The sequence below is a fragment of the Anaerosinus sp. genome (assembly GCF_965318445.1).
Genome location: NZ_CBDNNH010000016.1, coordinates 25,198 through 49,755, shown reverse-complemented (window position 1 = coordinate 49,755; position 24,558 = coordinate 25,198). Strand labels below are relative to the sequence as shown.

General features: G+C 36.3%; 22 protein-coding genes and 1 other annotated feature. Of the genes, 2 read left to right on the top strand and 20 right to left on the bottom strand.

The window, feature by feature from the left end:
• Window positions 1–42: 42 nt before the first annotated feature.
• From ACWZFG_RS07250 to ilvN, 15 genes are all read right to left on the bottom strand, one after another.
• Window positions 43–255 carry a hypothetical protein gene (locus ACWZFG_RS07250; protein WP_177504858.1) on the bottom strand — a complete coding sequence of 71 codons (213 nt, stop codon included), beginning with the start codon at window positions 253–255 and terminating at the stop codon, window positions 43–45.
• Between the two features lie 178 nt (window positions 256–433).
• A complete protein-coding gene (locus ACWZFG_RS07245) occupies window positions 434–1,549 on the bottom strand; it encodes an ABC transporter permease (RefSeq protein WP_177504857.1) in 1,116 nt (371 codons plus the stop codon).
• A complete protein-coding gene (locus ACWZFG_RS07240; protein ID WP_177504856.1) occupies window positions 1,542–2,450 on the bottom strand; it encodes an ATP-binding cassette domain-containing protein in 909 nt (302 codons plus the stop codon). The genes ACWZFG_RS07245 and ACWZFG_RS07240 overlap by 8 nt, the downstream gene beginning before the upstream one ends.
• The gene (locus ACWZFG_RS07235) at window positions 2,450–3,349 is read right to left on the bottom strand and encodes an ABC transporter ATP-binding protein (RefSeq protein WP_455577300.1); all 900 of its coding nucleotides are present in this window, start codon (window positions 3,347–3,349) and stop codon (window positions 2,450–2,452) included. The genes ACWZFG_RS07240 and ACWZFG_RS07235 overlap by 1 nt, the downstream gene beginning before the upstream one ends.
• A gap of 4 nt (window positions 3,350–3,353) precedes the next feature.
• Complete coding sequence (locus ACWZFG_RS07230; RefSeq protein WP_177504854.1) at window positions 3,354–4,331, bottom strand: HlyD family secretion protein; 978 nt, start codon at window positions 4,329–4,331, stop codon at window positions 3,354–3,356.
• A 27-nt stretch (window positions 4,332–4,358) separates the two neighbouring features.
• Window positions 4,359–4,955: a CerR family C-terminal domain-containing protein gene (locus ACWZFG_RS07225; protein WP_177504853.1), complete on the bottom strand. Its 597-nt coding sequence runs from the start codon at window positions 4,953–4,955 to the stop codon at window positions 4,359–4,361.
• 112 nt (window positions 4,956–5,067) lie between these two features.
• Entirely contained in the window at window positions 5,068–6,579 is a 1,512-nt protein-coding gene (locus ACWZFG_RS07220; RefSeq protein ID WP_177504852.1) for an IMP dehydrogenase, read from the bottom strand.
• A gap of 204 nt (window positions 6,580–6,783) precedes the next feature.
• Window positions 6,784–7,257: a hypothetical protein gene (locus ACWZFG_RS07215; RefSeq protein WP_177504851.1), complete on the bottom strand. Its 474-nt coding sequence runs from the start codon at window positions 7,255–7,257 to the stop codon at window positions 6,784–6,786.
• 106 nt (window positions 7,258–7,363) lie between these two features.
• Window positions 7,364–9,025, bottom strand: a complete 1,662-nt coding sequence (gene ilvB / locus ACWZFG_RS07210) for a biosynthetic-type acetolactate synthase large subunit (RefSeq protein ID WP_177504850.1) — start codon at window positions 9,023–9,025, stop codon at window positions 7,364–7,366.
• A 21-nt stretch (window positions 9,026–9,046) separates the two neighbouring features.
• Window positions 9,047–10,111: a 3-isopropylmalate dehydrogenase gene (gene leuB, locus ACWZFG_RS07205; protein WP_177504849.1), complete on the bottom strand. Its 1,065-nt coding sequence runs from the start codon at window positions 10,109–10,111 to the stop codon at window positions 9,047–9,049.
• Window position 10,112: 1 nt separating this feature from the next.
• Window positions 10,113–10,601 carry a 3-isopropylmalate dehydratase small subunit gene (gene leuD / locus ACWZFG_RS07200; protein WP_177504848.1) on the bottom strand — a complete coding sequence of 163 codons (489 nt, stop codon included), beginning with the start codon at window positions 10,599–10,601 and terminating at the stop codon, window positions 10,113–10,115.
• Window position 10,602: 1 nt separating this feature from the next.
• Window positions 10,603–11,862: a 3-isopropylmalate dehydratase large subunit gene (gene leuC / locus ACWZFG_RS07195; protein ID WP_177504847.1), complete on the bottom strand. Its 1,260-nt coding sequence runs from the start codon at window positions 11,860–11,862 to the stop codon at window positions 10,603–10,605.
• 62 nt (window positions 11,863–11,924) lie between these two features.
• Window positions 11,925–13,478, bottom strand: a complete 1,554-nt coding sequence (locus ACWZFG_RS07190) for a 2-isopropylmalate synthase (RefSeq protein WP_177504846.1) — start codon at window positions 13,476–13,478, stop codon at window positions 11,925–11,927.
• A gap of 122 nt (window positions 13,479–13,600) precedes the next feature.
• On the bottom strand, window positions 13,601–14,611 hold the full coding sequence (ilvC, locus tag ACWZFG_RS07185; protein ID WP_177504845.1) for a ketol-acid reductoisomerase: 1,011 nt from the start codon (window positions 14,609–14,611) through the stop codon (window positions 13,601–13,603).
• Between the two features lie 55 nt (window positions 14,612–14,666).
• Window positions 14,667–15,203 carry an acetolactate synthase small subunit gene (ilvN, locus tag ACWZFG_RS07180; RefSeq protein ID WP_177504844.1) on the bottom strand — a complete coding sequence of 179 codons (537 nt, stop codon included), beginning with the start codon at window positions 15,201–15,203 and terminating at the stop codon, window positions 14,667–14,669.
• Between the two features lie 61 nt (window positions 15,204–15,264).
• Window positions 15,265–15,484: a binding site (T-box leader), on the bottom strand.
• Between the two features lie 259 nt (window positions 15,485–15,743).
• Between ilvN and ACWZFG_RS07175 the strand changes: the two genes are divergently transcribed.
• Window positions 15,744–16,016: a hypothetical protein gene (locus ACWZFG_RS07175; protein WP_177504843.1), complete on the top strand. Its 273-nt coding sequence runs from the start codon at window positions 15,744–15,746 to the stop codon at window positions 16,014–16,016.
• 45 nt (window positions 16,017–16,061) lie between these two features.
• Here the strand turns inward: ACWZFG_RS07175 and ACWZFG_RS07170 are convergent, their stop codons facing one another.
• The 5 genes from ACWZFG_RS07170 to ACWZFG_RS07150 all read right to left on the bottom strand — a co-directional run bounded on the left by ACWZFG_RS07170 (window position 16,062) and on the right by ACWZFG_RS07150 (window position 23,612).
• Window positions 16,062–17,216 carry a pilus assembly PilX N-terminal domain-containing protein gene (locus ACWZFG_RS07170; RefSeq protein WP_177504842.1) on the bottom strand — a complete coding sequence of 385 codons (1,155 nt, stop codon included), beginning with the start codon at window positions 17,214–17,216 and terminating at the stop codon, window positions 16,062–16,064.
• A 66-nt stretch (window positions 17,217–17,282) separates the two neighbouring features.
• A complete protein-coding gene (locus tag ACWZFG_RS07165; RefSeq protein ID WP_177504841.1) occupies window positions 17,283–17,759 on the bottom strand; it encodes a PilW family protein in 477 nt (158 codons plus the stop codon).
• An 8-nt stretch (window positions 17,760–17,767) separates the two neighbouring features.
• Window positions 17,768–18,130, bottom strand: coding sequence for a type IV pilus modification PilV family protein (locus ACWZFG_RS07160; RefSeq protein WP_177504840.1), 363 nt, complete (start codon window positions 18,128–18,130; stop codon window positions 17,768–17,770).
• Window positions 18,131–18,324: 194 nt separating this feature from the next.
• Entirely contained in the window at window positions 18,325–21,837 is a 3,513-nt protein-coding gene (gene nifJ / locus ACWZFG_RS07155) for a pyruvate:ferredoxin (flavodoxin) oxidoreductase (RefSeq protein WP_455577299.1), read from the bottom strand.
• Between the two features lie 395 nt (window positions 21,838–22,232).
• The gene (locus ACWZFG_RS07150) at window positions 22,233–23,612 is read right to left on the bottom strand and encodes an amino acid permease (RefSeq protein ID WP_177504838.1); all 1,380 of its coding nucleotides are present in this window, start codon (window positions 23,610–23,612) and stop codon (window positions 22,233–22,235) included.
• Window positions 23,613–23,869: 257 nt separating this feature from the next.
• Between ACWZFG_RS07150 and ACWZFG_RS07145 the strand changes: the two genes are divergently transcribed.
• Window positions 23,870–24,553, top strand: coding sequence for a YetF domain-containing protein (locus tag ACWZFG_RS07145; RefSeq protein WP_177504837.1), 684 nt, complete (start codon window positions 23,870–23,872; stop codon window positions 24,551–24,553).
• The last annotated feature ends 5 nt before the right edge of the window (window positions 24,554–24,558 follow it).

Below are 24,558 nucleotides of genomic sequence, written 5' to 3'. Positions count from 1 at the left end.
ATCATAAGAGAAAAAACTCTTACGAGAACAGCTCTTTTCACTTCACATACGTCCGATTAGTTTTGCTATTTCTGCAAGCTCCTCGGCTGCTTTGGCTACTTCTATAATATGTATTGGAGGTTTAAAATCAGGCGTACCAATGGATAAATTGTACACCTTTCGCCCTTGTGATATAAGCTGTTGCTTTTTTTCATCTAACGATGCAAATATTCCTGTTTCAAATTTTTCTAAACGTTTTGCATATGTATAATCCATTTTTTCCTCCTACTGCTTTAGCATGAAAGATAATTTCTGTTTTAATTCTCAAATAAATTTGAAACTCCTGCCAAATTTATAAATAGATGATGTCAAATGATTTATGCTATAGACTCATTTGCTAATAGCATAAATTAAAATTTTATTATCGAGATTCGCTTAAAATTAATTTTTTCATTTAATCTAAGGTTTTGCTAAACTTTTTAATACTGATTCCTAATGTTGCTGTAATAAAAATAACCAGCGCCAATATCTGCCCCCAAAGCAACTGAATGCTATTCCCTTTCAAAATAATTCCTCGCAAAATTTCAAGAAAATAAGTAATTGGTAGTAATCTTCCGAGATGATAAAAAATTTCTGGCATCGCATCGCGCGGAAACATAAATCCAGATAATAAAATACTTGGTAGGAAAATAAACAACGACATCTGCATTGCCTGCATCTGCGTTCTTGCATAACTCGAAATCAAAATTCCCAGAGTTAAGGAAGCAATAATAAATAAAGATGTCAACCCATATAGCAAAGCTATACTACCTCGAATCGGTAAATCAAATACGATAATCCCTATCAATAAGGCAATAGTGGCTTGTACATAACCCACAAAGCTATAAGGAATAATTTTACCTAACATCAATTCGTATGATTTAAGAGGTGTAACAATTAACTGTTCCAACGTACCATTTTCCCGTTCTCGAACAATTGCCATAGAAGTAATCATCACCATCGTCATCGTTAAAATTACCCCCATAATTCCAGGAACCATATAATATGCACTCACAAAATCCTGATTATACCAACTACGTATTCGTATATCATATAAATTCACCTGTGTGTCTTTTCCTTTTTTGTTAAGCAACACTTCTTGTGATTTTAACTGTCCAATAGATTGTGCAGCACCAATTGCCGAAGATGCTGACATAGAATCCGAAGCATCCACTAATACTTGAATTGGTGTCGATTTTTCATGTTTAATATTCTCTGCTAAATCGGGCGGAATAATAATCCCAACTTTCGCTGATCCATCTTCAATGAGGTGATTTACCTTTGAAAAATCATCTACTACATATTCTACAGAAAAATATTCACTGGAGGTAAAACTCGCCAATAACTCTCTGCTTTCTGTACTAAGTGACTGATCAAAAACAACCGTTTTTAAGTGCTTAACATCCGTATTAATTGCAAAACCGAAAATCAGCAATTGAACAATCGGTAAGACCAGCATCATCGCTAAAGTTAAATTGTCACGCCGCATTTGAATAAATTCCTTTTTCAACAATGCTTTAAGTCTAATCATTAATCTCACCTCGCTTTAACTTGACATAATAAACAAATACATCTTCCATCGTCGGTACAATTTTTTTATATGTATATGCTGAAAAATAGCTTTCATCATCTTTTTCCAAAAGGACACGAAGAGTTTTTCCATGAATATATGCATCTTTAAATGGTAACCCGTTCTCTTTTATCTCTTGCAATAAGCCTAATGAGTCATTACTTTCCAGTAAAATCAACGTCCCATCAATACTTTTTTTAAGCTCTCCTACACTGCCAAAAGCAATTAATTCTCCTTGATACATAAACCCAACAACATGACAGTGTTCTACTTCATCCATAAAATGCGTACTAACCAAAACCGTTGTTCCCTGCTCCGCCAAGTCATAAATAATTTGCCAAAACATCCGTCGCGCTTTTGGATCTACCCCACCGGTGGGTTCATCAAGAAAAAGTAATTTCGGTTGATGTAAAATCGCACACCCCAATGCCAAACGTTGTTTAATCCCTCCAGATAGACTGGCTACAAGTGTTGACATCATATTTCCCAAATTTACCGTTTGCATTACCTCACGAATTCGATTTTCTTTTTCTCTCCCTGCTAACCCATACATTCCTGCATAAAAATCCAAATTTTCTGTTACCGTCAAATCAGGATACAAACTAAATTTCTGCGACATATAACCAATTTCTTGTTTGATTTGCTCACTTTCCTTCGCAATATCAAAGTCCAATACTTTTCCACTACCGGAAGTTGGTGATAAAATACCGCATAACATTCGTATTGTTGTAGATTTTCCCGATCCATTTGGTCCTAAAAACCCACAAATTCGCCCACGTTTCACTTGAAAATTAAGTTTATTCACTGCAATAAAATCACCAAATTTACATAATAAATCCTTAGTTTCAATTGCCAACTCCATTATTTCTCACCACCCATATGCGCGATAGCAACAAAGACATCTTCTAAACACGGGGTTATTTTTTCTAAACGATTTATTGCAATTTTGTGATTTACTAACGTGTCTTGTATCGCCTTTTTCGCGACTTTATCATCCTTCACAATCAAATGATATTTTTCACCAAAAGAATTAATATCTAAAACAATAAATTTTAACAACTCACTAAGCACACGTTCATCTTTCATCGGCGTTTCCAAGGATAATATTTTATAGGGATAATTCTCTATCAATTGGTTTGGTGTCGCACACGAAACCAAACTACCATCTTTCATCAATACAACTCGATGACACAATTCGGCCTCATCCATATAAGGAGTGGCAACAATAATTGTCATCCCTGTTTTATTCAACTCGTAGAGTAACTGCCAAAACTCTCTTCTCGCTACAGGATCAACACCTGTCGTCGGCTCATCAAGGAAAAACACCTCAGGCTTATGCATCAAGCCTGCCGCCAACGCCAATTTTTGTTTCATTCCACCTGATAAATTTCCACTCAAACGATGTCTAAACTCCCACAAACCAGTAAATGTTAAAATCTCTTCTGCTTTTTCTTGAATTTCACTGCTTTTTACACCATATAATGCACCGATTAACTCAATATTTTCTAGCACACTTAAATCCTGATATAAACTAAATCTTTGTGGAACATAACCAAAGCGACCTTTGATTCTCTCGATATTCTCTGTTCCTAAAACCGTGATTTTCCCTGTGAAATTCTTCAAAAGACCTAACATTAAACGGATTGTTGTCGTTTTCCCTGCACCATCTGGTCCCACGAGACCAAAAATTTCTCCTTGCTCAATTCGTAAATTCAAATCTTGGACGCCAATTACCTCCGAAAAATTTTTAGTTACCTTCATGAACTCAATCATTAAATCTCACATCCATAGGCATTCCTGGCTTTAATATGCCTTCTGTATTTTCCACCGCAATTTTTACTGCAAACACCATATTCGTGCGTTCATTTTTCGTAATGCTTTGTCGTGGTGTAAACTCAGCTTTTTCACTAATCTCTTTTACCCTGCCTACAAAGACCCGTTCTGGATAAGCATCTACAAAAACTTTTACCTCTTCTTTTAATTTCACCTTACCAATCTCAGTTGAGGGAATATAGATTTTCACCCAACAATCCGATAAGTCTCCTAAAGTAAAAAGTGAGTTTCCAACCCCGACGTATTCACCAGCCTCAAAGTTTTTCGTCAATACAACACCATTTATCGGGCTATAAACATTATGATCTTGGTAATTAAGCTTCGATGCCTTTAACACAGCCGTTAATCGCTCAACCTCAATTTTTTGCGCTAGAATAACATCACTGCGATTCCCTGCTAAAACCAGTTTTTCATTTTCTTTTGCAGCCTGTAAATTTTGATAAGCAACTTCATAAGCTGATTTTGCATTATCTAAGCTTTGTTTTGCTACAACATCACTGTTATACAATTCTTGATAACGCTGATAATCAGCTAACGCTTTTTGATAAACTGAATCCATCGCCGCTGTACTTGCCGTTGCCGCATTGATTTCTTCAATTCTTGCACCTTTTTCTAAATCCATTAACTGAACTTTTGCTTTTTCTAATGCCAGCGTATCACGCTCTAATTGCGCACTGCTATCCGCTTGATCAATTCTAGCTACTAACGCCCCTTTCGCTATTGTATCACCTTCTTTTGCTTGAAGAAAATCTATATACCCATTCGTCTTCGTTGTAATATCTACTTTTGTCACTTCTACCGTTCCTGTATAAACAAGTACATCTTCCTGCTGTTTATATAATTTATAGCCTGCTACACAGAATAATATAATTAAAAATATGGAAATAAAAACCTTCTTTTTTTTCTGCATTTCCTTCACCTCTTTTTTAAATCATATTTACTCACTTGCAATCCCATAAAGATAATTTTTTAGTACATTAGTTAGATAAGTATCCACTGAATTTTCTTCATTCGGCATAATTTTGTTACGAATCGGTTTCGTAACAAAATAAAAAATCATCATTCCAGCTAAAGAAAATGCCGTATGTGGAATATCTAAATCACTTTTAAACTCCCCATCTTCTACACCAGCTTTTATCGTTTGATAAATAAAACGATAAACTTTCAAACTTTGATTCTCAACTATCGCTCCTCCATATTCTGTCGGACTTGTTACTTCATTCATCATAAATCTTGTCAAGTAAGGGTAATTTAAATGAACTTTTGCAACCTGGTTTGCAAAAAAACGAAATCTTTCCATAGCAGATAAACCGATTTGTTTTTCAACTAAATCCAAAGCTTCTAAAACCGGTTTTAATTGATTCTTAAGTACCTCCTGATAAAGCCCTTCTTTACTCTGAAAATAATAAGAAATTGCTGATACATTCACCTGAGCTATACTTGTTACTTCCCTTACTGATACAGCAAAAAATCCTTTTGTAGCAAATAATTTCGTAGCAATTTCAATTAGTTTTGTACGCGTATCCTTATCCATTTCAACCTCCAAACAAACGATTGTTTGAATTAATTTTATCAATCCATTGATTTACTGTCAATATAAAAAACAACCGCCCTTTGCATTTTTGCAAAGGGCGGTTATCCGCTATTTATTCTTCATTACGATAATATTTATCTTTTACGATAACGTCGTGAGAGCTTCCTTCAACGATACTTGTTGCAGAAATCAATGTTAATTTCGCATTTTTTTGTAACTCAGGAATTGTTAAGGCACCACAGTTACACATCGTTGAACGAACTTTATTTAACGTAACTGTTACATTATCCTTTAAGCTACCAGCATATGGAACATAGGAGTCAACACCTTCTTCAAAGGATAATTTTTTATCCCCCCCCATATCATAACGCTGCCAGTTACGCGCTCTATTGGAACCTTCGCCCCAATACTCTTTTAAATAATTGCCTTTAATTTTAACTTTATTTGTTGGACTTTCATCGAAGCGAGAGAAGTATCTACCGAGCATTACGAAATCAGCGCCCATAGCTAAAGCTAAAGTTACGTGATAATCATGCACGATACCCCCATCAGAACATACCGGAATATAAATTCCTGTTTCTTCAAAATATTCATCACGTGCAGCAACTACATCAATCAACGCTGTGGCTTGTCCACGTCCAATCCCTTTTTGTTCACGAGTGATACAAATAGAACCACCACCGATACCCACTTTAATGAAGTCAGCACCTGCTTTGGCTAAGAAACGGAAGCCTTCACGATCTACAACGTTCCCTGCACCAACTTTAACTTCACTACCAAAATTTTTATGAATATATTCAAGTGTGATTTTTTGCCATTCAGAGAAACCTTCTGAAGAGTCAATACAAAGTACATCTGCACCAGCAGCAATCAACGCAGGAACGCGTTCCGCATAATCACGTGTATTAATACCAGCGCCTACAACATAACGTTTTTGCGCATCAATTAATTCATTTGTATTCTCTTTATTATCCGTATAGTCTTTACGGAATACCATGTATTTTAAGCGTTGATTTTCATCTATTAACGGAAGCATATTTAATTTATGTTCCCATATTAAGTTATTCGCATCTTTTAAGGAAGTCGTATCCGCATCTGCCCAGATTAATTTTTCAAAAGGCGTCATGAAATCTGCAACTTTTGTATCCATAGACATTCTTGTTACACGATAGTCACGACTTGTTACAATACCAAGTAATTTTCCTTCTGGCGTACCATCTTCAGTAACTGCCATCGTAGAATGACCTGTTCTTTCTTTCAAGTCGACAACTTCACGTAAAGTTGTACTTGGAAGAATATTAGAATCGCTTCTTACAAAACCTGATTTGTAATTTTTCACTCTAGCAACCATCGCTGCTTCATTTTCGATAGATTGAGAACCATAAATAAATGAAACACCACCTTCTTTAGCTAAAGCAACAGCCATTTTATCATCAGAAACGGCCTGCATAATCGCAGAAGTTAATGGAATATTCATAGAAATCGAAGGTTCTTCACCCTTTTTAAATTTTACAAGAGGAGTTTTTAAACTCACATTTGCTGGAATACATTCTGTAGAAGAATATCCAGGTACTAATAAGTATTCACCAAAAGTATGAGATGCTTCTGAAAAATAATATGCCATATATCTATACCTTCTTTTCTTTAAAGTTATTTTCCTTATTTTTATATTGTTTTGTATAATACTACTTTTTTATTACCCTTGTCAATATGCCTACTTTATTTTTTAAAATAAAGTACAAACTTCTTTTACACTAAGAATATTTTAACACTTTTTTTATTTATTATTAAATTTATTCTAACTTTTGTATACACTATACAATTTTCATTATTTCCCATAATCGAAGTTCAGATTAGCTTTTTCATCGCCCAATGGCTTGTCTTTCAAAGGACTTTGGGTTAACATTAGCACTAAACTTTCAGCCTCTTTTTTGGCTTTTTTAAAGATAGCATTATATTTATTTGAAAAAGAAGGCATACCATCTTTAATCCACTCATGTGCCACTTTCCCAATTGCATAAGTAGTGCAAATTCCTATTGGTATTTGCAATGGAGGAAAAGGAAAAACCGTAGTTAAAGTCTGACCTACAAATACGCCTCCTAAAGCACCAAAAAACGCCCCTGCTGCACTTTTATCTAGCTTGTATCCATATAAATCAGCAATTTTTTTTATCATATAAAATTCATTTGCCATGAGAGTCAAACTCCCTACTAGAGGTAAAACAACAATTGCACCGGCTCTAGCAGCACCCCAGCGGCATAAACTCTCAACTTCTTGTTCAATATCTAAAAATTCATTCATTCTCACGCCTCCTCTCAAAGCCTTCTTAATATATTATAACGTATAAATATCATAAAAAATACTATAGAACCAAAAGGTTCTACAGTATTTACAAATATATATTATATTACAAATCCACAAATTGATTAATCGCCGCTCCAGCTTTTGCCATCGGACTTACATATTCTTTTATCACATTGACAACAATAACCTGCGGCGTATTATTTTGTAATGCATGTTTAAATGCTAAACAAAATTCCTGATTTGTATTTACAGCTACACTTTCTATGCCAAAACTCCTTGCATAGGCAGCAAAATCCATTTCTTTTTCTAGCAAACATGAAGCATAACGATCTTGGTAGAAAACATGTTGTAACTGCCGTATCATTCCTAAACTGCTGTTATTTATGACGATTGAAATAATTGGTAAATTTTGTGCTGCAATGGTATAGTATTCACTCCCCGTCATTTTTATCCCGCCATCACCAGCAATATGAATAACCCGTTTCTCTTTCTTTGCCAGCTGGGCCCCCATTGCTGCTGGCAATCCAAACCCCATTGTTCCTAGTCCACCCGAAGAAATCCAACTGCGAGGTTCATTTAACCTAAGATGTTGCGCAGCCCACATTTGATGCTGTCCCACATCTGTAACAAAAACAATATCTAAATTTTCCGTTTGCTCTGCAAGAGTTCTCATTACCCAAGGTACATTTAAATAGGTATCATCATATACAAATTGATATTTTTCTCTCCATTGAAAAATCATCTTCCACCACTCATTATGATTCCCAATGCTCTCTATATCTGTAAGCATCATAAGTATAGCCTTCATATCTCCGGCTAAGCCAATACTGCTCATTACATTTTTGTCTATTTCTGCCGGATCAATATCAATATGTATAACATTCGTTCCTTTAATATATTTTTCACGATTTCCAGTAAGACGATCACTAAACCGGCTGCCTACCGCTATAATAACATCTGCTTCATACACAGCATTGTTTGCAGTTTCCAAGCCATGCAGCCCTGTCATTCCAAGAAATTGCTCATGATTGCTTGGAAATGCTCCTAGTCCCATTAATGTTGTTACTACTGGCAAATGGTGTCTTTCGGCAAAAGCTAATAATTCTTCACTTGCTCCTGCTGAAATTACACCACCACCGGCAACAATCAATGGTTTTTTTGCCTGATTTAAGACTTCGGTTACTTGCATCATCAAATCTTCTATATCGTCTTTTCGTTTGCACTCTGGCATAATTGCCGTTGGTATAGGGTCAAAATTTACTTTTTGATAAAAAATATCACGTGGAATATCAACGAGAACAGGACCTGGTCTGCCTGAACTTGCTACTTTAAAAGCTAATCTTATCATCTGCATTAACTTATTTATATCTTTGACTTGAAAATTGTGCTTCGTTACAGGCATAGTCACACCAATAATATCGACCTCTTGAAAAGCATCACGCCCCAATAGTGAAGTTGGCACTTGCCCCGTAATCGCAACAACTGGAATCGAATCCATAAATGCAGTCGCTAAACCCGTAACAAGATTTGTCGCTCCAGGCCCAGAAGTTGCAATGCAGACACCAACTTTCCCACTCGCTCTGGCATACCCATCTGCCGCATGCGCTGCACCTTGCTCATGCGCAGTTAATACATGATGAATTTTATTTTCATCATATAATGCATCATAAAGAGGTAATACCATGCCGCCTGGATAACCAAAGACGGTATCCACACCTTGTTCTAATAAACATTGTACTATCGCCTCAGCTCCTGTAACCAGCATGATGATTCCCCCTTAAATTTATTAAATACGTTCGGCAATTCGCGCCGCCATCTCTTCTGTTGTTACCTTTTTAAAGCCATCTCTATATAAATCAGCCGTCCGGTAACCATCTTTTAATGCGTTTTCCACAGCTTCTTCAATGCAAACTGCCGCCTTTTCTTCATTTAAAGAATAACGGAGCAGCATTGCCGCTGATAAAATCGTACCAATTGGATTTGCAATACCAAGCCCAGTAATATCCGGTGCCGAACCATGAATTGGTTCGTAAAGGCTCGTGCATTCGCCGATACTCGCCGATGGCATCATGCCAATTGAACCGCCAAGTACTGCGGCTTCATCACTTAAAATATCACCAAATAAATTTCCAGTAACGATAACGTCAAAATTTTTCGGTTTTAATGCCAATTGCATTGCACAGTTATCCACATACATATTTGATAGTTCGATATCTTTATATTCTTCAGCAACTTCCGCCGCGGTTCTACGCCATAATCTAGAAGAAGCTAATACATTCGCTTTGTCTACCGATACGACTTTTCCCTGGCGTTTTTGTGCGGTCTCGCAAGCGAGACGTACAATACGATCAACTTCAGGTACACTATAGTTTTCTAAATCCCATGCACGTTCTACCCCATCAACGATTTCAGATTCACATTTCTCACCAAAATAAATTCCACCAATTAACTCGCGAACAATTACAATGTCCGTACCGCTTACGATTTCTCCCTTTAGCGGTGAATATTCACAAAGTGAATCTGGCACTTTTACCGGGCGTAAATTTGCATATAACCCAAGTTCTTTACGCAATCCTAAGATTGCCTTTTCTGGTCGCAATGAAGGATCAACATTATCCCATTTATCTCCGCCCACTGCACCAAATAATACACCATCAGATGCCTTAGCAGCATCAATTGTACTTTGCGGCAATGGAGTACCATATAAATCATATGCAGTTCCGCCTGCATGATGCGTTTCAAATATTAATTTAAGATTACACTTTTCAGCAACTTTTTTCAAGACCAAAACTGCTGCAGTCGTGATTTCTTCCCCAATTCCGTCTCCTGGTATAACAACAATCTTTGCCATATTAGTAATTCTCCTTTACGTAATTTACTAAGCCGCCAGCTTTTGCAATATCTTGAATAAAGCCTGGTAGTGGCTGAGAATTACAAACAATCCCTGTATTTAAATTTTCAATGGTACCTGCATTTAAATCAATACGAATTTTATCACCTGCATTAAAATTCTTTACAGCTTCACCAATTTCTAATAACGGCAAACCGATATTAATTCCATTACGATAAAAAATTCTGGCAAAGCTATCCGCAATGACCACAGGCACACCAGACGCTTTAATCGCTACCGGAGCATGCTCACGTGATGAACCACAGCCAAAGTTTTTATCTGCAACAATAATATCGCCTTCTTGTACTTTCTGGGCAAATGTCAAATCAATATCTTCCATGCAATGCATTGCTAATTCTTTTGGATCTGCTGTATTTAAATAACGTGCAGGAATAATTACATCCGTATCTACATTATCACCATAACGCCACACTTTTCCTTCTAATATCATCTTACTTTACCTCCTCTGGAACTGCAATTTTACCTAAAATAGCACTTGCTGCCGCAACATAAGTCCCTGCCAAATACACTTCACTATCTACATGCCCCATACGTCCACGGAAATTACGATTTGTCGTAGATACACAACGTTCGCCTGCCGCTAAAATCCCCATATATCCACCAAGACAAGGACCGCAAGTTGGTGTGCTGACAATCGCACCAGCTTCAATAAACGTCTCAATATAGCCTTTTTTCATTGCATCAAGATACACCTGCTGACTACCAGGAATAATAATCGCCCGTACATCTTTATGCACTTTATGCCCTTTCAATACACTAGCTGCTTGTTCCATATCTTCTAAACGACCATTCGTACAAGAACCAATAACAACCTGATTAATTTTAATGTCTTCTAATTCCGTAACCACTTTTACATTCTCAGGTAAATGAGGTAGAGCAACTACAGGTTTTAAATCATCTAATTGAATCGTTACCGTGCGTTCATATTCAGCATCTTCATCAGCGCGTACACAAGCATAAGATTTTTTTACTCTGCCTGTAATATAATCCATCGTTACTTGATCCACAGGGAAAATTCCATTCTTCGCCCCTGCTTCAATTGCCATATTTGCTATTGTTAAACGATCCGTCATCGTAAGGCTGGCCACCCCTGCGCCTGCAAACTCTAACGATTGATAGCGTGCACCATCCACACCAATCCTGCCAATCAAAGTTAAAATGACATCTTTCCCCGTAACGCCTTGTGCTAATTTTCCTGTCAATTCAACTTTGATTGCCGATGGAACCTTAAACCAAGTTTCACCTGTCGCCATTGCCGCACCCATATCAGTTGAACCAACACCAGTAGCAAATGCACCAACTGCGCCATAGGTACAAGTATGTGAATCTGCACCAATAATTAAATCTCCCGGTGCAACTAAGCCTTTTTCCGGTAAAATTACATGTTCAATTCCCATTTGCCCCACTTCAAAATAATGAACAATTTCATGCTGACATGCGAAATCACGTACGATTTTTGCCATTTCAGCAGATTTTATATCTTTATTCGGTGTAAAATGATCAGGCACTAATGCAATTTTCGTTTTATCAAATACAGGCTTACCAATCTTGTTAAACTCTTTAATTGCTGGTGGTGTTGTAATATCATTCCCTAACACCAAATCCAATTTACATTTAATCAATTGTCCTGGTACCACTTTATCTAGCCCAGCATGTTTGGCAAAAATCTTTTCTGTCATATTCATTCCCATGCAAAAATCCTCCTCCAAGTTACCACATAATAACTTCACTTTATTTATTCAATAGCTAGCCCCTAATTCATTTGTTCTGCTTCATTTAATAACGGCAGTTTAAAACTCCCATTCGACCCAACTTGTTTATTGATTGCATTTACGTATGCTTTTGCGGTTGCTTCCAATACATCAGTACTAAGTCCGCGCCCACTATAAACAATGCCGGCCTCTTCAAGCCAAACAGTCGCTTCCCCCAATGCATCCTGCCCAGACGTAACAGCCTTTAGTTGATAATCCTTTAAAGAAAACTCTCTGCCAATTGCTTTTTTTATCGCCTTAAATAATGCATCTACTGGCCCGTCACCACAACTCGCTTCCTCCAAGACATCACCATTCATATTTTCTAACCGAACTGAACCTGTTGCAATCGTAGCACTCCCACTTAAAATACTGTGAGAAAGCAAACGATAATGTTCCTGAATTTGTTGTTTTTTTGAATTAATTAGCGCTTCAATATCACGATCGTAAACAAGTTTTTTCCGCTTTGCCAATTCTCTAAATTGTACATATAACTGGTTAACCACATCTGCACTTAATTCATAGCCAAGGTGCGCTACTCGTTCTTCAAACATCTGTCTTCCCGATAATTTATTAAGAACCATCGTATTTCGGCTGATTCCGATTGATTCAGGCCGCATAATTTCAAAGGTCGGCGCATGATTTGCTACACTATGCTGATGACCTCCCGCCACATGAATAAACGCATTATCTCCAACAATTGCTTTATTCGGCGACACCATAATTCCACTTAATGTACTTACCAATCTAGATGCACGATAAATTTGCCGAGTATCAATATTCGTCGATTTCTTGTAATATTCATAACGAGTTGCCAACGTCATAACGATTTCTTCCAAGCTGGCATTGCCAGCTCTCTCGCCCAACCCATTTATCGTACACTCCACCTGCGTTGCTCCATAGATAACCCCAGCCAAAGAATTCGCTGTTGCCATTCCTAAATCATTATGACAATGTACACCAATTGTTACTTTATCTATATCATGAACATGCTCTTTCACATACTTCACTAAATGTCCAAATTCATCTGGTGTAGCATATCCTACAGTATCAGCAATATTAATTGTCGTCGCACCAGCTGCAATTACACCATTAAAAACCTGACAAAGAAAATCCCAATCAGAACGTGAAGCATCCTCAGCCGTAAATTCTACATCATCAATAAATTGTTTCGCATAACGTACAGCTTCTTGCGCATGTGCCATAACTTGCGCTCGCGACATATTCAATTTATGCGCTAATTGAATATCACTCGTCGCTAAAAAAGTATGAATTCTCACGTTCTCATTTTTCCCCAGCGCCTGCTTTGCAATATCAATATCTTTTTGATTTGCCCGTACCAATGCCGAAACAATTGAAGTGGAAATTGTTTGACTAATCTTTTCTACTGCATGGTAATCACTCTTGGAAGCAACAGGAAAACCCGCTTCGATGATATCTACTTTCATCTTTGCCAAAGCTTCAGCGATTTCAACTTTCTCATGAGTTTCAAAACAGACGCCTGATGTTTGTGCTCCATCGCGCAAAGTTGTATCAAATATTTTGATTTTTCCCATCTTCTCCGCCTCCTTCATCCTTAGAAATCCCGTTATAAAAGGGGATGCTGCTCAGCAACATCCCCTCTCTTTCACGCAGAGTCTTAATTTATGGACCCGCCTTTATCTAGCTTTCTATTCAATTAGTTATTAATTAATTTATCCTCGCCATTCCAGCTGTACAATTTACGCAAATCCTTACCAATTTCTTCCGATGGATGCAACACTGCATTTTTGCGCATTGCATTAAATTGTGGACAACCTACTTCGTTTTCAACTAACCAATTTTTTGCAAAAGTACCATCTTGAATATCGGATAGAACTTTTTTCATTGCTTTTTTCGTATCTTCAGTAACGATTTTTGGGCCAGTAATATAGTCACCATATTCGGCTGTATTAGAAATGGAATATCTCATCCCTTCAAAACCACTTTGATAAATAAGATCAACGATTAATTTCATTTCATGGATACATTCAAAGTATGCATTTCTAGGATCATACCCAGCTTCAACTAATGTTTCAAAACCAGCTTGCATAAGAGCACAAACACCACCGCAAAGTACAGCTTGTTCACCGAAAAGGTCAGTTTCCGTTTCAGTTCTAAAATCAGTTTCAAGAACACCAGCTCTAGCACCACCAATTGCTGCAGCATAAGCAAGTGCCATTTGAAGAGCATTCCCTGTTGCATCTTGATGTACAGCAACTAAGCTTGGAACACCTTTACCAGCTTGGTATTCACTTCTTACCGTGTGTCCAGGACCTTTAGGAGCAATCATCGTTACATCTACATCTTTTGGCGCTACAATTTGCCCAAAATGAATTGCAAAACCATGTGCAAACATTAACATATTTCCGGATTTTAAGTTTGGCTCAATAGACTCTTTATACATTTTTGCTTGTTTTTCATCATTAATAAGAATCATAATGACATCAGCAAGTTTTGCAGCTTCGGCTGCTGTATATACTTTAAAACCTTGTGCTTCGGCTTTTGCCCAAGATTTGCTTCCTTCATATAAACCGATAATAACATCACAACCGGATTCCTTTGCATTTAATGCATGCGCATGACCTTGGCTACCATAACCAATTACAGCGATTGTTTTCCCTTTCAATAAAGATAAATCACAATCTTGTTGATAATAAATTTTCGCCATTTTAACTCCTCCTAAAATTAAATAAAATAAAGATTAATTATTACTTGAAAATAAATTATAATACATCCTCACCATAATAATCTCTTTCTTCTCGTTGTTGATAAATCGTATGATCACCCCGTTCAAGTCCAATGAGACCTGTACGAATTGTCTCAAGAATACCATACGGTGATAACAGCCTTGTAAAAGCATCTATTTTCTCATCATCGCCAGTAATCTCAAAAATAAGTGTTGCCTTCTGCACATCTACTACTTTTGCCCTAAAAATTTCAGCAATTTTTAAAATGTCTAAGCGATTGCTTTCCTCCGCTTTGACTTTAAGCAGTGTCATTCCTCTATATACAGCTGAATCAGCTTCTAAAAGCTGCACAGCAACGACTTCCAAAAGTTTTTCTAGCTGCTTTACCATTTGTGATATTACACCTTTATCACCATGAATAACAACTGTCATCCGAGAATACTCTGGTGATTGAGTTACACCAACAGATAAACTGTCAATATTAAATTCTCTGCGAGAAAACATACTAGCCACACGAACTAATACACCTGGCTGATTTTGTACCAAGACTGATACAATATGTCGCTTACTCACCGCTTTCCCCTCCTAAAATAACCAAATAAAAACCGCCCCTACTGACAGAATCTACTCCATCAATAGGGGCGGATAAAATCCGCGGTACCACCCTACATTATACTTATATCACCCGTAACCAGGCTCCCCTCTAACGTTGGGTCAACGTTTCCGCCTAACTCAAGAAGTTTCAGCAGAAAAGCTCACAGGCGAAGTCAGATTATACTTCCATACCGATTCACAGCAACCATCGGCTCTCTGAAATGTTCTTGTAAAATCCTTTACCTCTTCATCGCTTTTGCTTATTCATTTTACACCAAGTTAAATCAAAAATCAATATGTAAACTTGTAAATTTAAATCAAATTTGTATACATTATTGCAGTATTTTTAAACTTTGTCAAGGTTTTTTTGTAAAGTCCGTATTTTTAGTAAAGATTTTTTGCAACAAAAATCTTTATTTTAAAAAACATACACAACAAATAATGTCACGTATTCTTTCATTGAAAAAACAAATAATAATGTCGTTCCCAAAATTCAAGATATAAAAGGAGGCTTTTTCTATGAAAACAAACAAAAACAAAACTGCAGACAGCAAAAAGAAATATGGTACAATGACTGCTTCAGCGGATGCAAACAACGATTATACTAGCTCAACTGGCAGCAATTCAGCTACAAGCTCTATTACTTCAGAAAGCATGAGTGAATACGGTACAATGACCGCTTTAGAAGATAGCAATAAAGATTATAAGAAGAATTCACAAAGCAGCCAAAAAAACTCTACCCCAAATCAAGGTTCTTTAACCTCTTCTTATGATTCAAACCAACAATCTTAATTACTACGAATGACGGGAGGATGCCAGTTCTGGCATCCTCCTTACTTATTCAAACCGTTTATTGCTAAGTACAAAGCTCCGTCCCGTTCCATTTTCATCAGAGGAATCAGATGGTTTTTCATAATTAATCGTTGAAGAAAATATATTAAAAGTTCCTTTTGCATATAGAACACCAGTTAATACCGAATTAGAAACACCCTCTGGCACTCCATTTTCAGAAAAAGACATCCATTTACCGTGAATATCATTTTGTCCTCCAGCTCCCATTATACTTAACGCTTTACCGGCAACAATAAGGCAATCTTTTGTCACAAGAGCCCTTCCACTATTCAGTGGCGATAAAGACACTATTCCGTCTACAATAATTCTACAATTATGGATATTAGCACTTTCACCGATAAATAAATTTCCCTCTATCACAAGCGTTTGGTTTTCAATCGTATTATTAATTACAAAAGTAGATTGTGTAGCATCTATTACCCTGTTATTTTCCTTATTTACATAGGTACTATTCTTTTTTACGTATTGTGTTCTTATCTCATCCTTTGCTATCACCTTTGACGATGATAAATTGAAATATTTTTCTTTAAACTCATTATATGTACCAAATGGCCATCCAACTCCATCATTTATACCTTTATTATAATTATAAATTTCACCATTAATTTGGCTATTAACTATATCTAAATTATAAATTACATTGTCATTTCCTGAATAAATAACATACTTACTAAGATCATCAAAAGGTATTCCGGAATCAATCACCTTAAGATTAGCAACAAGTTTCTTTTTCGCCGAATTAACTTTTCCTGTTGATTTAATTTTATAATTACCCGCTGGAAGTTGTTCATTATCGACAGGAATAAAAGGTTCATATTGATTCTCTCCAACTAATTTTTCAATTTCCACTGTATAAGTTTCTTGGCAACTCTCGTTCGCCACACCACCATTACGAAAATCCTGTAAAGTCCGAAGCCAAGACCAGTTTGCCATTTTGGCTTTTTTATCTTCTAATGCTAAAAACGTAATGCCTGCTTCTGCCGCATATTTTGCTTCGCTAGCATCCCGCGCCACGACTCCAGCCTTCACTTCCATATTCGCGAAAGCAAATATACCACCTAAGAGGATACTTAATACCATCAATACCAATAGCCCAAAAATCACGGTACTTCCACTTTGCTTTTCTTTTAATGTGGTCACTTCATCACCAGCCTAGCAAAAATTTCTGATTGGCAAACTTCCATTTACTGTTCACACAAATCTAAACTAATTAAGCATCGTTATAACTTCTTTCATTATTTTACTTTGCTTTTTATATACAACATGTACCGTAAATTCTATTTGCTGTTGATTTATCCTATTAAAACTTATTGATTGCAAACCTTCAATATGAAAAGTCTTAGTATCTGCATTTGACTCAAGGCGCAATTCATCTTGTTTATTTGCATTTTGATATAACGCATAAAGCTGACCATTCTTTTGATATTGCAAGAGAGAAACTGCCATGGGCTCCTTCTCCTCTACAATTGGACTGCTAATACTTTCAGCTGCTTCTATCTCGCCCTTTACAATCGTTAATACGGCTCGACTACTTTGTAAAGCCGTATCGCGCTGTATCGAGCTTTCATAAACCTGATAAGCAGCTACGAAAATTTGTGACATTCCTGCAAAAATGATAGCAAATAATGCAATACCAATGCATAATTCAATTAGTGTAAAACCGCTTTCCTCCATATCTTTCATTCGAGTTATCATCCTTCTTTCCCATCATGATAACTCGTCAGCTGCACTTGCCCAACTTTATTCATATCATTCCACTTTACTGTAATATCAATTCTTTGTAGATTCCCGGTAATTGTCGTAGGTTCTATTAATACCGTATATTGTTTTCCTTCTGCTGATGGCACTTGTTTTTCCACTTTACTTAGAATTCCTTTTGTTAAACGAACATATCCTACTTGTTCACGTGCAATAGAGAGTGCCGATTGATAATTCTCAGCATAATTTACCCGATAAGGAATCGTATTATATGCGCCAATAATAGCTACTAAAGCAATACTTAAAATGACAATACCAATAATAACGTCAATTAAAATCCAGCCTTTTTGATGCATTATTCATTCCTCCCATTTTATACGATTCTCTAAAATATTTCATTCATAATTTAGAAAATTATGATTATATCTCTCTATATTTACCTATATATTATATTTTTTCCTTATAGTAAACAAGTCCTAAATTTTCTAAAAAACATAAAAAATCCTGTAGAGTCATAGATTTAAAAATCTACCTTCTACAGGAATTTTTATTATTTACCAGCTAATCTTTCATAGTTTTCACGACGTTCCTTCGCATCCTGCTCAGTTTTTGCAAATAACTTTTCTGCAATATCAGGATATTGTTTTTGCAATGCAGTATAACGAACTTCACCTTCAAGGAATTCTTTAAAGTCTGCTGTAGGTGCTTTAGAATCCAAAATAAATGGATTCTTGTCCTGATCTTTTAATAACGGATTATAACGATACATTGACCAGTATCCTGCATCTACCGCACGCTTAGTTTCGAAATGACTGGATCCCATCCCTAGTTTTATTCCATGACTAATGCACGGTGCATACGCAATAATTAAAGATGGCCCCGGATATGCTTCTGCTTCTGCAATCGCTTTTAATGTTTGATTTTTATCCGCTCCCAACGCAACTTGCGCAACATAAATATAACCATAGCTCATTGCCATCATCCCGAGATCTTTCTTTCGCGTCATTTTCCCCTTCGCTGCAAATTGTGCAGTTGCTGCCGCTGGCGTTGATTTCGAGGATTGCCCACCTGTATTGGAATACACTTCCGTATCAAATACCAAGACGTTAACATCCTCTCCTGATGCCAATACATGATCCAATCCACCAAAACCAATATCATAAGCCCAGCCATCGCCACCAAAAATCCATTGCGAACGTTTTACTAAGAAATCTTTATTATCATAGATTTTATTTAATAATCTGTCATCACCTTTTTCTTTTTCTAAAATCGCAACTACAGCCTCAGCACGATCACGTGTTCCTGCACCTTCATTCATTTTATCCAGCCATTCTGTCAAAGCAGCTTTTAATTCTGGACTAATCGCTTCATTTAATACTGCTTTTACATTTTCTGCAATCCCTTCACGAATCGCATTCACTCCAAGCAACATCCCTAAGCCAAATTCCGCATTGTCTTCAAATAATGAATTCGCCCATGCTGGTCCTTGCCCTTTATGATTTGTTGTATATGGAATAGACGGTGCACTCGCTCCCCAAATAGAAGAACACCCCGTTGCATTTGCAACCATCATGCGATCACCAAATAATTGTGTAACCAGTTTGGCATATGGGGTTTCTCCACACCCAGCGCAAGCTCCAGAAAATTCCAATAAAGGTTTTTCAAACTGGCTTCCTTTTACCGTCATTTTATTTATAGGGTTTAGTTTAGGGGATACATTCATTGCATATTCCCAATTTGTATTTTCTTTATGAATCTGCGTTTCAAGAGGTTTCATTACCAATGCTTTTTCTTTCGCCGGACATACTTGTGCACAATTTCCACATCCTGTACAGTCATAGGGAGAAAGCGCCATCGTATATTTCAAGCCTTTAGCTCCAACAGCATCTTTTAACCTCATCTCTTTAGGTGCATTTGCTGCCTCTTCTTCATTAAGTAAAGCTGGCCGAATCGTTGCATGCGGACAAACATAAGAACATTGATTGCATTGGATACAATTTTCAACAATCCATTCTGGAACTTTAATTGCAGTTCCACGTTTTTCATATGCAGATGTTCCAAGCGGGAAAGTACCATCTTCCATACCCTGAAATGCACTAACTGGTAAACTGTCACCTTCTTGACGATTCATTGGCTCAAGAATATTTTTAACGAAATCAGGAATATTTCTTCGCTTCATTTCTGGAATTTTTATATCAGCCCAGCTATCCGGCACTTCTACTTTAACTAAACTGTCAATTCCACGATCAATCGCCGCACAGTTCATATTGACAACTTTTTCACCCTTATTTCCATAGGAAGTAATAACGGCATCTTTCAAATGCTTTACTGCCATATCAATCGGAATAATATTAGCCAATTTAAAGAAAGCCGATTGCATAATCATATTAAAACGTCCACCTAACCCAATTTCCTGGGCAATACCAACTGCATTTACTGTATAAAAATTAATTTTATTTTTTGCAATATACTGTTTCATTGCTAAAGGTAGATTTTGCTCTAATTCTTCTCTAGACCAACTGGTATTCAATAAAAATGCTCCATTTGGTTTAAGCCCAGCCAATAAATCATATTTATCTACATAGGCTTGTTGTGAACAAGAAATAAAACCTGCTTTATGAATTAAATAAGGCGATTTTATTGGGGATTTTCCAAAACGAAGATGCGAGATTGTAATCCCACCAGATTTTTTAGAATCATAAGCAAAATATGCTTGTGCATACAAATCGGTATTATCACCAATAATTTTGATTGCACTTTTATTAGCACCAACTGTACCATCAGAACCCATTCCCCAAAACTTACATGCCGCAGTTCCTTCTGGAGTAGTATCAATATCATGTTCTGGCAATGGTAAAGACGTAAACGTTACATCATCTACTATTCCCACTGTGAAATTATCCTTTGGTTTTTCTTGTTTCAAATTTTCGTAAATTGAAACAATATGACTAGGCGTAATATCTTTGCCACCTAATGCATAACGTCCGCCAATAATCGTCGGACGCATATCAGTATTATAAAATGCATTTTTCACATCTAAATACAGTGGTTCTGCCAAGGCTCCAGGTTCTTTTGTTCTATCAAGAACGGCTACCCGTTTTACTGATTTCGGTAAGTATTTAAAGAAATGTTCAATAGAGAAGGGACGATATAAATGGACATTTAGTAGTCCGACTTTTTCTCCTTTTTCCCTTAAATAATCAACAGTTTCTTCAATCGCTTCACAAACTGATCCCATTGCAATAATAATATTTTCTGCGTCTTTTGCTCCATAGTAGTTGAATAAATGATAATCTTTACCTGTAATTGCATTGATTTTTTCCATATATTCTTCAACAATCTCTGGAAGTGCATTATAAAATTTATTTACAGATTCGCGTTCCTGAAAGTAAATATCTGGATTTTGTGCTGTTCCACGCAAAACTGGATGATCTGGATTTAATGCTGATTTTCTAAATGCTTCAACAGCGTCCATATCAAGAAGTTTTCCCAGCTCGTTATACTCAAGCACCTCAATTTTTTGAATTTCATGTGAAGTTCTGAAACCATCAAAGAAATTAATAAACGGTACTCTCCCTTTAATCGCGGCTAAATGCGCAACGGCACTTAAATCCATAACTTCCTGTACACTGCTTTCGGCAAGCATTGCACAACCAGTTTGCCTAGCTGCCATTACATCTTGATGATCACCAAATATATTTAAGGAATTTGCCGCAATAGCTCTAGCGCTAACATGAAATACTGCTGGTAGTAATTCCCCTGCGATTTTATACATATTAGGAATCATTAGCAATAAACCTTGCGATGCTGTATAAGTAGTTGTAAGTGCACCCGCTTGTAATGAGCCATGAACTGCTCCTGCTGCTCCTGCTTCTGACTGTAATTCAATCACTTTTACTGTTTGCCCGAAGATATTTTTCTTTCCTTTTGCAGCCATTTCATCAGCATACTCTGCCATTGGCGATGATGGAGTAATTGGGTAAATCGCCGCAACATCAGTAAAAGCATAAGAAATATACCCCGCAGCGGCATTACCATCCATCGTTTTCATTTTTCTTCCCATAATAAATCCTCCTTATCATCCCTGTAATATAATCAATAAAATTTTACAACACTTCACTAAATTAGAAAATTACCTTTATATGAAATATAGTAACGCTTTAAATAGAAAAATATTCAAAGGTTACTATAATACATAAGCAAATTATTTTATTTTTATATCCATTTAGTGTATTTTTATTCTTTTTCTTCTTATTTTTATTCGCCAGTTACTCCTTTATTATTGATATTATACAATGATGAAAGTAAAAAGTAAATATATACCGCTTAATCATATTATTATAATCTATAAGAAAGCCGGTATTTATAAATAAAATTTATTACACTATCAATAAGAGAAGCAAAAATCTTTTTACAAAAGATTTTTGCTTCTCTTATACTTATAAAAAAGAATAGCTTTTATTTATGATTTAATCCGCTATGTGAATAACCATACACAAAATAAATAATTGTACCTAATATACTCCATGCAATAAATCTAACCCATGTCATAAATGCCAAATTCAACATAACATAAGCACATGATATGACTGCACAAGCTGCAATCACATAAACTGCCGGACATTTAAAGGGTCTCTCTGCATCAGGATATTTTTTTCTCATCACAACAACACCAATTGAGGCAATAATAAATGCGAATAATGTTCCACTGCTACACATTTCAGCAACTAAATGAATTGGTGTAAATCCACTAATCAATGCAACACCTAAACCAACTAAAATTGTAATGATATGAGGTGTTCCAAAGCGCGGATGAATTGTACAAAGCCATTCAGGAATGAGTCCATCACGTGAAATTGCATAAAATGCCCGTGTTTGCGCATACATCATAACCAATAAAACAGTCGTAAGACCTGCTAATGCACCCGTCCCCACAATCGCTGAACCAAAATGATAACCAAGTTGCCTTAAAACGAAAGTAACCGGTTCTGCTGTATCAAGTAATTCATAATGGACAACCCCCGTCATAACACCTGACACCAAAATATATAGCAGCGTACAAATTATCAAGGACCCAATAATACCAATTGGCATATCCCTCTTAGGATTTTTTGTTTCTTCTGCTGCTGTTGCGACAGAATCAAATCCTAAATAGGCGAAAAAAATAACTGCTGCCCCTGCTGAAACACCAGCAAAACCAAATGGCATAAATGGCTGCCAATTTGTTACATCTACTTTAGGCCCCGCAAGAAATAAAAATAAGAAAATCGCACCAAATTTTACAGTTACTAAAATTTTATTTGCTGTAGTACTTTCTCTAATTCCTAAAACTAATAAATAAGTCATCAACAAAGTAATAATAATCGCTGGTAAATTCACGATTCCGCCATCGGCCGGAACTGCAGTAATTGCTAAAGGGATATCAATGCCAGCCGATTTTATCAATCCAACAAAATAAGCAGACCATCCACCAGCTACAGCACTAGCACCCACTGAATATTCTAAAATTAAATTCCATCCAACTAGCCAAGCGAGAAATTCTCCCATTGAAGCATATGTATATGTATAAGCACTACCAGAAACCGGAACCATTGAAGCTAACTCTGCATATGCCAAACTTACAAATGCACAAGTGACACTCGCAATCACAAAAGATAGCATTAGCGCTGGCCCCGCATATTGCGCCGCCGCTACACCAGTTAAAACAAAAATCCCAGTTCCAATAATAATCCCCACGCCTAGCATAACAACATCAAACGCTCCAAGCGTTCTTCTTAACGATGTATTGGAAGCTTCCTGAGATAAAACTTCCATACTTTTTCTCCGAAAAATATTCATTTAGACACTCCTTTTAAAGTGAGACTTGATTCTTCTTTTAAAATTCTAGAATTTTAAAGAGGTTGTTCATCAAATCAAGCCCCCTGTAAGCATGCATATTATTATATCACATTTTGTTTATTATTTTACGTAAAAATTTAAAAAAGCACACATAGTATAAACCGATTCTACAAACAATAAACAAAAATCTTTAAATATCATTTTTCCTAAAAAAATTAGCGACCTATTTAAAATTATATCATTCAAGGAGTGTATAAATGGAATTTCATGAAATATTACGCGACACGTGGCAAACAGCTCTCGTTTTTCTCAGCTTACTTATCTTCACAAGATTTCTTGGTAAAACACAAGTTGGACAACTTACTTTTTATGAATATATCAGTGGTATCACGATTGGCTCTATTGCCGGCAATATCGTTGCCGCCGAACAAGAAAAATTTATTCCCCATTTTTATGATCTAATTCTGTTTGTTACCTTAACTTATCTTCTTTCAGTAACTACAATAAAAAACAGGTATCTTCGTCATATTATTGAAGGGTCAGCAACAATTATTATTGAAAATGGAAAGATACTGCGCGACAATATGAAATCTTTGCGCTATGACTTAGATGAATTAAATGCTCAATTACGCCAACAGGGAATTTTAGATATTAGCGAAGTACAGTTTGCAATCTTTGAAACTACTGGCGAGTTAAGTATAATAAAAAAAGTCCAAGACCAACCTGTAAGCAAAAAAGATTTAAACATCACACCAAAAGAAATCCAAATGCCTATTGAGTTGATCATGGACGGTGAAATTATTCATAAAAATCTAGTAAAACAACACCTATCAAGAGAATGGCTAGATGCACAACTTCAAAACCAAAATATCATTAGTCCACATGAAGTAATGTACGCAGTTTTAGATTCGCAAGGGCAATTTTTTTTAATAAAAAAATAGAATTT

What these genes read in the sequence shown, in the direction of transcription:
- ACWZFG_RS07250 (WP_177504858.1), bottom strand. Translation starts at nt 255, where the DNA reads ATGGATTATACATATGCAAAACGTTTAGAAAAATTTGAAACAGGAATA.
- ACWZFG_RS07160 (WP_177504840.1), bottom strand. Translation starts at nt 18,130, where the DNA reads ATGCATCAAAAAGGCTGGATTTTAATTGACGTTATTATTGGTATTGTC.
- leuB (WP_177504849.1), bottom strand. Translation starts at nt 10,111, where the DNA reads ATGGCAAAGATTGTTGTTATACCAGGAGACGGAATTGGGGAAGAAATC.
- leuC (WP_177504847.1), bottom strand. Translation starts at nt 11,862, where the DNA reads ATGGGAATGAATATGACAGAAAAGATTTTTGCCAAACATGCTGGGCTA.
- ACWZFG_RS07245 (WP_177504857.1), bottom strand. Translation starts at nt 1,549, where the DNA reads ATGATTAGACTTAAAGCATTGTTGAAAAAGGAATTTATTCAAATGCGG.
- ACWZFG_RS07235 (WP_455577300.1), bottom strand. Translation starts at nt 3,349, where the DNA reads ATGAAGGTAACTAAAAATTTTTCGGAGGTAATTGGCGTCCAAGATTTG.
- ACWZFG_RS07150 (WP_177504838.1), bottom strand. Translation starts at nt 23,612, where the DNA reads ATGAATATTTTTCGGAGAAAAAGTATGGAAGTTTTATCTCAGGAAGCT.
- ACWZFG_RS07230 (WP_177504854.1), bottom strand. Translation starts at nt 4,331, where the DNA reads ATGCAGAAAAAAAAGAAGGTTTTTATTTCCATATTTTTAATTATATTA.
- leuD (WP_177504848.1), bottom strand. Translation starts at nt 10,601, where the DNA reads ATGATATTAGAAGGAAAAGTGTGGCGTTATGGTGATAATGTAGATACG.
- ACWZFG_RS07215 (WP_177504851.1), bottom strand. Translation starts at nt 7,257, where the DNA reads ATGAATGAATTTTTAGATATTGAACAAGAAGTTGAGAGTTTATGCCGC.
- ACWZFG_RS07190 (WP_177504846.1), bottom strand. Translation starts at nt 13,478, where the DNA reads ATGGGAAAAATCAAAATATTTGATACAACTTTGCGCGATGGAGCACAA.
- ACWZFG_RS07175 (WP_177504843.1), top strand. Translation starts at nt 15,744, where the DNA reads ATGAAAACAAACAAAAACAAAACTGCAGACAGCAAAAAGAAATATGGT.
- ACWZFG_RS07145 (WP_177504837.1), top strand. Translation starts at nt 23,870, where the DNA reads ATGGAATTTCATGAAATATTACGCGACACGTGGCAAACAGCTCTCGTT.
- ACWZFG_RS07225 (WP_177504853.1), bottom strand. Translation starts at nt 4,955, where the DNA reads ATGGATAAGGATACGCGTACAAAACTAATTGAAATTGCTACGAAATTA.
- ACWZFG_RS07240 (WP_177504856.1), bottom strand. Translation starts at nt 2,450, where the DNA reads ATGGAGTTGGCAATTGAAACTAAGGATTTATTATGTAAATTTGGTGAT.
- nifJ (WP_455577299.1), bottom strand. Translation starts at nt 21,837, where the DNA reads ATGGGAAGAAAAATGAAAACGATGGATGGTAATGCCGCTGCGGGGTAT.
- ilvB (WP_177504850.1), bottom strand. Translation starts at nt 9,025, where the DNA reads ATGCTGGTTACAGGAGCTGAGGCGATAGTACAATGTTTATTAGAACAA.
- ACWZFG_RS07220 (WP_177504852.1), bottom strand. Translation starts at nt 6,579, where the DNA reads ATGGCATATTATTTTTCAGAAGCATCTCATACTTTTGGTGAATACTTA.
- ilvC (WP_177504845.1), bottom strand. Translation starts at nt 14,611, where the DNA reads ATGGCGAAAATTTATTATCAACAAGATTGTGATTTATCTTTATTGAAA.
- ACWZFG_RS07165 (WP_177504841.1), bottom strand. Translation starts at nt 17,759, where the DNA reads ATGAAAGATATGGAGGAAAGCGGTTTTACACTAATTGAATTATGCATT.